Source organism: Cytobacillus oceanisediminis 2691 (assembly GCF_000294775.2).
GTDB classification, from domain to species: domain Bacteria; phylum Bacillota; class Bacilli; order Bacillales; family Cytobacillaceae; genus Cytobacillus; species Cytobacillus pseudoceanisediminis.
This window is the reverse complement of the sequence record NZ_CP015506.1, coordinates 1,836,760-1,847,852: the sequence shown is the minus strand read 5'-3', so window position 1 is coordinate 1,847,852 and position 11,093 is coordinate 1,836,760. Positions and strand designations below refer to the sequence as shown.

Annotated in this window: 8 protein-coding genes; 1 reads left to right on the top strand and 7 read right to left on the bottom strand. The window is 42.3% G+C overall.

Annotated elements, in window-relative coordinates:
- Positions 1–165: 165 nt before the first annotated feature.
- From priA to A361_RS09385, 7 genes are all read right to left on the bottom strand, one after another.
- On the bottom strand, positions 166–2,580 hold the full coding sequence (priA, locus tag A361_RS09415; RefSeq protein ID WP_019381732.1) for a primosomal protein N': 2,415 nt from the start codon (positions 2,578–2,580) through the stop codon (positions 166–168).
- Positions 2,577–3,785, bottom strand: coding sequence for a bifunctional phosphopantothenoylcysteine decarboxylase/phosphopantothenate--cysteine ligase CoaBC (coaBC, locus tag A361_RS09410; protein WP_009330818.1), 1,209 nt, complete (start codon positions 3,783–3,785; stop codon positions 2,577–2,579). The genes priA and coaBC overlap by 4 nt, the downstream gene beginning before the upstream one ends.
- Positions 3,786–3,982: 197 nt before the next feature.
- Positions 3,983–4,204 carry a DNA-directed RNA polymerase subunit omega gene (gene rpoZ / locus A361_RS09405; RefSeq protein ID WP_009330819.1) on the bottom strand — a complete coding sequence of 74 codons (222 nt, stop codon included), beginning with the start codon at positions 4,202–4,204 and terminating at the stop codon, positions 3,983–3,985.
- 2 nt (positions 4,205–4,206) lie between these two features.
- Positions 4,207–4,821 (bottom strand): guanylate kinase, encoded by a 615-nt coding sequence (gmk, locus tag A361_RS09400; protein ID WP_009330820.1) that lies wholly within the window; start codon positions 4,819–4,821, stop codon positions 4,207–4,209.
- 10 nt (positions 4,822–4,831) lie between these two features.
- Positions 4,832–5,095: an extracellular matrix/biofilm regulator RemA gene (gene remA, locus A361_RS09395; RefSeq protein WP_009330821.1), complete on the bottom strand. Its 264-nt coding sequence runs from the start codon at positions 5,093–5,095 to the stop codon at positions 4,832–4,834.
- Between the two features lie 60 nt (positions 5,096–5,155).
- Positions 5,156–6,028: a YicC/YloC family endoribonuclease gene (locus A361_RS09390; RefSeq protein WP_019381731.1), complete on the bottom strand. Its 873-nt coding sequence runs from the start codon at positions 6,026–6,028 to the stop codon at positions 5,156–5,158.
- 178 nt (positions 6,029–6,206) lie between these two features.
- Entirely contained in the window at positions 6,207–8,885 is a 2,679-nt protein-coding gene (locus tag A361_RS09385) for a calcium-translocating P-type ATPase, SERCA-type (RefSeq protein WP_019381730.1), read from the bottom strand.
- A gap of 459 nt (positions 8,886–9,344) precedes the next feature.
- Here A361_RS09385 and A361_RS09380 point away from each other — a divergent pair, with 459 nt between their 5' ends.
- On the top strand, positions 9,345–11,060 hold the full coding sequence (locus A361_RS09380; RefSeq protein WP_019381729.1) for an Rqc2 family fibronectin-binding protein: 1,716 nt from the start codon (positions 9,345–9,347) through the stop codon (positions 11,058–11,060).
- Positions 11,061–11,093 lie beyond the last annotated feature (33 nt).

Below are 11,093 nucleotides of genomic sequence, written 5' to 3'. Positions count from 1 at the left end.
ATTTTCAACCAAATTGAGTTTATTCATAACCACAAAAACAGAAGCTCCTGAAAAGCTCCTCCTAAATAGCTAACGCTTTTAGACTTATGATTTGAAGCTGTAAAACGTTCTTTGTAAGGCCAACAGTTCTCTAAGTTCAAACAAACTAACCTTATGGTTAAGAAATTACATTAAAATATAAGGATTCAGGTCAATTGAGACGGATAGGCCCCCAGTAGCAATATCCTGCTGATAATTATCCAGGACTTTCTTCAGCGCCAGGCCAAGTTCCGGCTCCCGCTTGTATTTTATCAGACATTGATACCGATATCTATTATTGATCCGCGGTATCGGCGATGCAACTGGACCAAGGACTATGCTCTCTGCAGATAATTTTGACTGAATATACTGCGTGATTTTCTCAGTTACCGAAACAGCCTTCATTAATTCCTCGTGGCTGACGGTGACAAGGGATATATAGTAGAAAGGGGGATATCTATGAATTTTGCGGACCATCATTTCTCTTTCATAAAATTTATCGTAATCCTGCTCCCCCGCCAGTTCAATACTATAATGTTCAGGAGTGTAGGTTTGAATAATTACCTCCCCTTCCAATTCATGCCTCCCTGCACGCCCGCTTACCTGAGTCAGAAGCTGAAAGGTTTTTTCAGAAGATCGGAAATCAGGCAGGTGCAGCATCGTGTCTGCCGATAGTACGCCTACTAAGGTAATATTGGGGAAATCAAGACCCTTAGCAATCATCTGAGTCCCAAGAAGAATATCTGCATGCCCATCCTGGAATTGATCAAGGAGCTTTTCATGTGCTCCCTTCCTGCTGGTTGTATCGACATCCATCCGGATTACCTTCGCTTCCGGCAAAATTTTCGCCAATTCCTCTTCCACTTTTTGAGTGCCTGTTCCAAAATAACGGATATGCTCACTTTCGCATTCCGGACATGCATTTGGAACGGGTGCCTCATAGCCGCAGTAATGGCATTTCATCTGCTGGTTATACCGATGATAAGTCAAAGATATATCACAATGAGGACAATTAATAACATATCCGCAGTCCCTGCACATAACAAATGAGGAATGTCCTCTTTTATTTAAAAATAATACGATCTGCTCTTTTTTCCCGAGACGGTCTTTAATTTTTTCGAGGAGTTTCCTTGAGAACATCGAGCGGTTCCCTTCACGCAGCTCTTCCCGCATATCAATGATATCAACGGAAGGGAGAGCCTGATTGTTCATTCTATTTTCGAGAATGAGGAGATGGTAAACTCCTTTATGTGCTCGCGCAAAAGATTCCAATGAGGGAGTTGCACTTCCAAGCACCACAGGACATTTATGATTTCCCGCTCTTTCGATGGCGACATCCCTTGCATGGTATCTTGGGTTCTCTTCCTGCTTATAGCTGGTTTCGTGCTCTTCATCAATGATAATGATTCCGAGGTTTTCAAAAGGGGCAAAGATAGCCGATCGCGCTCCCACAACAACCTTGACTTCCTTCCGCTGAATCTTTCTCCATTCATCATACTTTTCTCCAGCTGAAAGGCCGCTGTGCATTACGGCAACCTGATTGCCAAATCTGCCCTTGAAGCGTTTGACCATCTGCGGAGTTAAAGAAATCTCAGGAACAAGGACAATGGCTTCTTTGCCATTCTCAAGCACTCGCTGAATGGATTGCAGATACACCTCAGTTTTTCCGCTTCCTGTTACCCCATAAAGCAAAAATGTTTCATGCCGGTTATTTTCAATAGAATTAAGGATCGGGATTATAGCCTTTCTCTGTCCATCGGTCAAAAAGAGCGGTTCAGTTCTTTCGAATTCACGGTCTCCAAATGGATTTCGATAAATTTCCACGTCCCTCTGGCCAAGCAGCCCTTTTTGCATAAGCCCTTTTATGGTGGACGATGTTATTCCAAACAAGGAAAATAACTCTTTCTGATCGACCGGTCCTTCCTCATGAAGAAAATACTCAAGCACTTCTTTCTGCTTGGTTGCGTTGCCCGGAAGCTGTTGAAGATAATCAGCAAGCTTATTAGGGTCAGCAGCCGCGAATACCTGCTTTACTTTTTTCTTTTTCACTCGTTCTTTTACTTGGTAGATAATTTCGATATTTCCATTGGATGCTTCCTTTTGAAGAAGCGGCAAAGCTCCGCTCTTTACTGCATCATCCCATAAAATTTCTTCAGTTTTCTGAAAGAGAGCAGATACTCTTTCAGGAAGCAGTTTACGATCTGCATTTTTTGCCATTACAAGCTTCTTTTCGTATTTTGCCTTCAATGCTGCAGGCAGCATTGCCTGAAAGGCAGAGATTTTGTAGCATAATGTTTTTTCTGTCAGCCATTCACCTAGAGTCAAGAGCTCCTGATTAAGGACTGGATTTAAGTCCATCGGCTCTGAAATGGATTTAAGCTGCTGAAAATCGGACTCTGCTTGTAATGCTGTTACAAACCCCTGGATCTTCCTAGGTCCAAATGGAACAACAACCCTCATGCCGGGGAGAATGACACCTTCCAGATGAGAGGGTATTTTGTAGTCAAATGCCCGGTCTGTCTGTTTGGCAGGTACATCGACAATGACTCTCGCAATATTCATTCATGCTCATCCTTTAGCAAGATCGCAGCTTCTTCAAGAATTTTTACTGCAACATCCTTTTTTGCCATAAGCGGAAGCTTTTCCGAAGACCCATCTTTTTTAAAAAATGTAACAATATTGGTGTCTGTTCCAAAGCCTGCTCCTTCTGCAGTTACATTATTGGCTACGATCAGATCGGCATTTTTCCTCTTTAGCTTGCCCTGTGCATACTCATCAACCTGTTCAGTTTCAGCCGCAAACCCTATAAGGATTTGCTTCTTCTTTTTTTGTCCCAATTCGAATAATATATCTTTTGTTCTTTCAAGTTCCAATAATTCATCCCCGGGCTGTTTTTTCATTTTTTGCGCAGAAGTCACCTTTGGACGATAATCGGAGACTGCAGCGGTCTTAATGACAACATCCGCATGATCAAATTCGCTTATTGCCGCTTGATACATTTCCTCAGCAGATTCTACCTTTATCAGTTTTAAGCCAGCAGGAGCATTAATTGTAACCGGACCGGATATCAATACAACTTCAGCTCCTGCAGATACAGCTGCTTCCGCAATTGCATAGCCCATTTTACCTGAAGAATGGTTTGTAATATAACGGACAGGATCAATTTTTTCCCTTGTTGGGCCGGCAGTTATGACCACTTTCCGGCCAGATAGCTCCAATCTGGAAGGCTTAAAAAATTCTTCAATTGTATCTATAATTTTCTCTGGTTCTTCCAGCCTGCCTTTTCCAACATAGCCGCATGCAAGATACCCTTCTGAAGGCTCTATGAATCTGCATCCAAAACGATATAAGGTTTCAATATTTTTCTGGACAGCAGGATGGCTGTACATATGTACATTCATTGCAGGCGCAATCCAGATTGGTGATGAGGCCGCCAAAAGGGTTGTTGTGATCATATTGTCTGCAATTCCATTGGCCAGCTTTCCGATTACATTTGCTGTAGCAGGAGCAACTAGAATCAAATCGGCCCAATCAGCCAGGTCGATATGAGCAATTACTTTCGAATCTTTTTCATCGAAAGTGTCGGTGTAAACATCATGTCTTGAAAGAGCCTGAAAGGTTAATGGTGCTACAAACTTAGCAGCCGATTCACTTAGGATAACTTTCACCTGCGCTCCAGCCTGAGTAAGCTTGCTCGTTAAGGCTGCAGCTTTATAAACAGCAATTCCGCCGGTTACACATAATAATATCTTCTTTCCAGTCAGCATTATATGACCCCACCAATCTAAAAAAATAATTCATCTCTATGAAAAACGGCCTGCTATAATATTTCTATAAGCAGCACTGGCCGTTAATGGCTTAGTTTTCATGATAGTTTTATTATGCAAGAAGAGCAGTGAATTTTCATCTAATAAAACCTTTAAACAAAAATAACAACCTTTTAAAAGGTTGTTATTCAGCGATTTTACTCGTATGATTCATTCGCAGTCTTTTCACCAAGCCGATAATGAAGCTGGTCCGCATGGATTTCCTCAAGTGCTTTTCCCACATTTTTATGTGATTTATAGCTCTCAAGCTGTGGTCTGGCATTAAGCTGAAGCTTACGGGCACGCTTGGCAGCAACAGAAACAAGTGAATATTTGGAATCAATCTTTGTCATTAGAGAATCAATAGAAGGATAAAGCATATTTATTCTACCTCCAGCATCTTTTTGTATTTAGGTTCTACACGTTCCCTGCGGCAGTGTTCTGCTACTACAATGGATTTAATTCTTTCGCAGGCAAGATCGATTTGATCATTCTCTACAACATAATCATATAAGTTCATCATTTCGATCTCTTCTTTCGCTGCACTCATGCGATTGTTAATTATATCTTCTGTCTCTGTTCCCCTGGTTACGATACGGTTCTTAAGCTCGGATAAACTAGGTGGAACCAGGAAGATGAACAAGCCGTCAGGGAATTTCTCACGCACTTGGCGGGCACCCTGAACTTCGATTTCAAGAAAAACATCTTTGCCCCGGTCCAGTGTTTCTCTTACATAATCAACTGGCGTTCCGTAGTAGTTACCGACGAACTCTGCATATTCAAGCAGCTTATCCTGCCTGATCAGCTCTTCAAACTCTTCACGCGTTTTGAAAAAATAATCAACTCCATTGACTTCTCCTGCTCTCGGAGATCTCGTTGTCATTGATATGGAGTATTCAAACGCAGTATCAGGCTGAGCAAATATCTCTTTTCTTACTGTTCCTTTTCCTACACCTGAGGGTCCGGATAGAACAATCAATAACCCTTTTTCTTTCATTTATAAAATCCTACCCTTCCTCAACAATTTCATCACGGTCATTTAATCGGTGCGCAACAGTTTCCGGCTGGACCGCAGACAAAATGACATGGTCACTGTCCATAACGATAACAGCCCGGGTGCGCCTTCCATATGTAGCATCTATTAAAGAGCCCCGGTCACGTGCGTCCTGAATGATCCGTTTAATCGGGGCAGATTCTGGACTGACTATTGATATTATCCGGTTGGCAGAGACAATATTGCCAAATCCGATATTGATCAGTTTAATTGACATTTGGGTCCTCCAATCATCAGTTATTTATTTTGACCCCCAGAGCCGGAATCTAAACAACTGCTATTCAATATTTTGAACTTGTTCCTTCATTTTTTCCAGTAAACTCTTTATTTCAACCACTTCGGCAGCTATCTCAGCACTGTTTGCCTTGGAGCCGATTGTATTGGCCTCCCGGTTCATTTCCTGCAGAATAAAGTCAAGTTTTCTTCCAGCCGGTTCTGAAAGCTGAAGGGTCTTTTCAAATTGGCTAATATGACTTTGAAGTCTTGTCAGTTCTTCACTGATATCCGCTTTATCAGCGAACATCGCTACCTCTGTTAAAATTCTCGGTTCTTCCACCTGGCCATCAAGAAATTCTCTCATACGCTTTTCCAATCTCTCCCGGTAAAGCTGCACGACCTTTGGAGTGTACTCTCTCAGCTTGAGGACCCTGCTGCTTAAAAGACTAAGATGGCTTCGTAGATCTTTTTCCAGCTCATCCCCCTCAAGCCTCCTCATCTCAGTTAACTGCAGGCATGCTTCTTCAGCAGCAGAAAGGACCAGCTGGCTCAATTCTTCATTGCCGGACTCCTTTTCTTCTATACCAATCAGTTCTTCCCGTATGATATTCCCGATGGATAGATCCGTTGAGATTTGGTACTTTGTTTGAATTGCAGTTATGTATTGATAATATTCATCCAATAGTTCCCAATCAACATTAACTTTCCTGCTGGACAGGCCATCGCCGTCAATGGTGATATAAACCTCGATTCTGCCTCTTTTGATATGCCCGTTAAGCTTTTTCTTAATCTTGTCTTCGATATGCATCAGCTGTCTGGGCATTCTGATCTGAAACTCGGAAAAACGATGGTTTACAGTCTTTATTTCAACCGTAATGGAACATTGCCCGGATTCTTTCTTGCTTCTGCCATAACCAGTCATGCTTACTGCCATTTCTCACACTTCCTTTTGGGAAAAGCACAGCTTATAAAAAGCACTATTACTTTCAGTTAGCGGCATGATGCCTGTGCAGTTATGTATAAAAATCAAGTAATGATGTAGATTTATATGTTTGCGCAAAAAAGAAAGGTAATAGAGTTCTTCTCTACTACCTAAAGGATTATAACATATTTCATTTTGTTTTTCTTGCCAAAAATGTGCCTGCCAGTAAAAATGTTGGTACGGCTGAGAGTCCTGTGATCATAAACCAGTCGCGCAATTCAATTGGGACGGTGTGAAAAATTGGCTGAAGCGGCGGATAGTATATGACAACCAGCACTAAAGCAAGGGACGAGATGACTGCCCAGACTAAATATTTATTGCCGAAAGGATTTCTCGAGAATACAGATTTTTCACTGCGGCAATCAAATACATGAATCAGCTGTGCCATTACCAATGTAGCAAATGCTACTGTCTGTGCATACGCAAGATGTTCCGGATTTGCCCTATAGGCAAAAATGAACGCCAGCAATGTCACAAGGCCAATTAAAAAACCTCTGGAAACTACTTTCCAGCCAAGCCCTCTTGAAAATACACCTTCCTTTGGACTCCTCGGCTTCCGCTTCATCACATTTTCCTCTGGCTGGTCAAGGCCAAGAGCCATTGCAGGAAGTCCATCCGTTACAAGGTTCACCCAGAGAATCTGGATTGGCACTAAGGGCAGCGGAAGGGCAAGAAGCATAGCAAACAGCATAACCAGAATTTCACCAACATTGGATGCAAGCAGATATCTGATAAACTTTCGAATATTCTCGTAAATATTTCTTCCTTCTTTTATCGCGGCTTTTATGGTAGCAAAATTGTCATCGAGCAGTACCAGAGCGGAGGCCTCTTTGGCAACATCGGTCCCTGTTATGCCCATCGATATTCCGATATCTGCTGCTTTAATGGCCGGGGCATCATTGACACCATCCCCTGTCATGGCAACAATATGGCCTCTGTTCTGGAGAGCCTTTACAATTTTCAATTTATGCTCAGGTGATACTCTGGCAAATACTGCGACATCCTCAACCACATCTTCAAGATCTTCAACCGCCATCTCTGCCAGGTCTTTGCCCTGAAGGACTTTAGAGCCTTGTGTTAAAATGCCTAACTGCTTGGCAATTGCCTGTGCAGTAATCACATGATCTCCTGTAATCATGATCGTTTTAATTCCTGCTTCCTTGCATTCCTTGACTGCTTCCCTTACCTCAGGCCTTGGCGGATCAATCATCCCCTGCAGCCCGATAAATGTTAATCCCTTCTCCGCCTCTTTCTCATCAAGAATGACATTTTTTGAGGGGATTTCCTTAAAGCCAATCGCTATCGTTCTCAAGGCTTGAGAAGCTAGATCTTCTATCGCTCCCTGAATTTCACCTGTGAGCTCCCTCGAAAGAATCTGACGCTTCCCCTCCCAAAGAACCGATTCACTCTTTCCGACTAATACATCGGGTGCTCCTTTGGTTACTATAAATTGCCTTCCGTTATGATCCTTTACCACAACACTCATCATTTTTCGGGCTGAGTCAAACGGAAACTCATTGATAATCTGGAATTGGTTTAACAGACTGCTCCTGTTATAGCCCGCCTTCATGGCCGCTACTAGCAGAGCCCCTTCTGTCGGATCTCCATCAATCACAAACTCATTATTTTTCTGCTGTATTTCAGCATGGTTGCATAACATGCCAAACATCAGCATTTGCTGGAGTGCTTTATCACTTTTCGGTTCAATTTGATTCTCATTTCTATAAAAATGGCCTTGCGGCTCATAGCCGATACCATCTACTCTCCACTCTTTCCCGCCGCTCCAGAGATGCGTAACTGTCATTTTGTTTTGAGTCATAGTGCCAGTTTTGTCTGAACATATCACAGATGCACAGCCCAGTGTTTCAACCGCTGGAAGCTTCCGGACGATTGCTTTTTTTCTTATCATTCTTTGTACCCCAAGCGACAGAGCTACCGTCACGATGGCCGGGAGCCCTTCTGGAATGGCTGCTACTGCCAAGGAAACACCGGCAAGGAACATTGTATATAATTCCTGCCCCTGCACCACACCAGCCACAACAACAAGGACAGTCAGTAAAATCGCTGCCGTAATGAGGATTTTGCCCAGCTGTTCCAATCTTCTCTGAAGCGGAGTCGTCATTGTTTCAGCATTCTGCAGAAGATCAGCAATCTGCCCCATGGCAGTATTCATCCCTGTTCCGACAACTACGCCCAGTCCATTGCCACGGGTTACCATAGTCCCCATAAAAGCCATGTTCTCCATATCTCCAATAGCCAGATTAGCAGTTTTCAAGGAACCGGTCCTTTTTTGGACAGGAAGAGATTCTCCAGTCAAAGCGGATTCCTCAATTTCCAGGCTATTGGACTCTACGATTCTCATATCTGCTCCAATTCTGTCACCTGTCGCAAATTTCAATAGGTCCCCTGCCACCACTTCTTTGGAAGGGATCTTCTTCCATTGTCCATCACGCAATGCAATAACTTGAGGAGCTGATAATTCCTTAAGTGCGTGCAAAGACTTTTCCGCTTTTCTCTCCTGAAAGAAACCCAAAAAGCCATTTATGACTACAATTGCAATAATGGCAATTGCATCAATATATTCACCAAGCAGCCCTGATATTAAGGTTGCTGCTAACAGGACAAGAACCATGAAATCTTTAAATTGACTAAAAAATAAGAGTAAAGCTGACTGCTTTTCTCCCTCTTTCAACTCATTATAACCATATTGTTTATGCCGTTTTTTTACATCATCCTCTGTTAAGCCCGCCTTAATATCTGTATTTAAGGCTTGCTCAACCTCCCTTTCATTCATTTCATGGAACTTCATCCGGACATCACACTTCCTCCTTTGTGGTTTGAGAAAAGCCATGAGCTGCATGGAGAAGGGATACAATAGTAAAGAAATTCATCAGCACTCACAGCCAGACTTTAAGTGAATCCGCCAGATGGCAGACCGTCCTGCTTCTTCTGGTCAATCAAGTGAAGCAGAGTTGTCCAATCTCACTCTAAAGAAAGCATATTCAGCCCTGTCCAAAAAAATGCTATTATTAAAAAGAAAAGCGGAAGCGCCTTGCCCACCCCCGGTATCTCGAGGGGGTAGGCTGCTTGCGCCAGACAGTTATCGAAGTACGAAGATATATATTCTGATATTATAGAAAAGCGGAACCCCCTAGCGAAGACATTAAGCCAAGTCTTAAAACTTGATTTTTATTATTTAAATGAAAGAATAATGTATATCTGCAGCAAGTGATAGGCTGTTATTAATAATAGAAGAGGATGTTCCAATATGTCATTTGATGGTTTGTTTACAAGAGCAATGACGAAAGAGCTTATAGATACTTTAAAGGGCGGCAGAATCAATAAGATTCAGCAGCCTTATAAGAATGAAATTATTTTAGTTGTGCGGGCAAATGGGAGGAATCACAGGCTCTTGCTGTCAGCCCATCCAAGCTATGCGAGAGTCCAGCTTACCAATGAAGCACATGAAAATCCATCAGAGCCTCCGATGTTCTGCATGCTTTTAAGAAAGCATCTGGAAGGATACATACTTGAAGATGTCCATCAAATCGGGCTTGACCGTATAATCGTGTTTGAAGTTAAAGGCAGGAATGAGATTGGTGATACATCCTATAAACAGCTGATTGTTGAGATAATGGGCAGACACAGTAATATTACATTGGTGGATAAATCCCGCAATATTATTCTAGATAGCGTCAAACATGTATCTTATGCAGTTAATAGCCATCGTGCGATTTTGCCTGGACAGGAGTATATTCTCCCTCCGTCCCAGGATAAAATGAATCCTTTCGAAGCAGACAAAGACGATATACTTCGTAAGATCGACTTTAACAGCGGGAAAGTGGATAAACAGCTCGTAGCGAGCTTCGCTGGAATTTCACCGCTTTTTGCAAAAGAAGTCATACACCAAGCTGGTCTTATAAACAGAACAACTGTTCCAAACAGCTTCCAGCAATTAATAGGCTCCCTAAAGGACCATTCCATAAGGCCAGCCATTACAGCAGGTGAACAAAAGGAAAGCTTTTATTTATTGCCTCTCCAGCATATAAAAGGGGAAAGCAGGGAATTTAATTCCTTGAGCGAAATGCTGGACCGCTTTTATTTTGGAAAAGCGGAAAGAGACCGGGTCAAACAGCAATCCAATGACCTTGAACGATTTATAGTAAATGAGAAAGAAAAGAATGAGAAAAAAATTGAAAAGCTAAAAAGAACCCTCCATGAAGCAGAAAATGCCGATAAACATCAATTATATGGAGAATTAATCACAGCCAATATTTATGCGATCCAAAAAGGGATGAAGGAAGCGGAAGTCATCAATTATTACGATGAAAATGGCGGAGCGGTTATCATTCCGCTGGATCCACAGAAGACTCCTTCAGAGAATGCACAAAAATATTTTACAAAATACCAAAAAGCAAAAAATGCAGTAATTGCCGTAAAAGAGCAAATTAAGAAGGCGGAAGAGGAAGCGTCATACTTCGATTCTCTTCTGCAGCAAGTAGAAACTGCATCAACAAGAGACATTGCCGAAATTAGAGAAGAGCTTGTTGAAGGCGGTTATATTAGAGAAAGGCAAAGACGGGGCAATAAAAAACAGCAGAGCCTTAAGCCTGTTCTTGACCGCTATACTTCCACAGACGGAACCGAAATATTGGTTGGAAAAAACAACAAGCAGAATGATTATTTAACGAACAAGTTGGCCGCAAGGGATGAGATCTGGCTGCATACAAAGGATATCCCTGGTTCACATGTGGTTATCCGAAGCAAGGAACCGGCAGAAAATACAATTCTTGAAGCTGCATCTCTCGCAGCATACTTCAGCAAAGCCCGTAATTCCAGTTCAGTACCAGTTGACTTCACCCAAGTCCGGCATGTTAAAAAACCAAGTGGAGCGAAACCTGGATTTGTCATATATGACCATCAGCAGACAGTTTACGTTACGCCTGATGAAGAAACGGTGCTGTCATTAAAGCAAAGTCTGTAAATAAATGAAAAAAGCAAGCTCAGATGCTTGCTT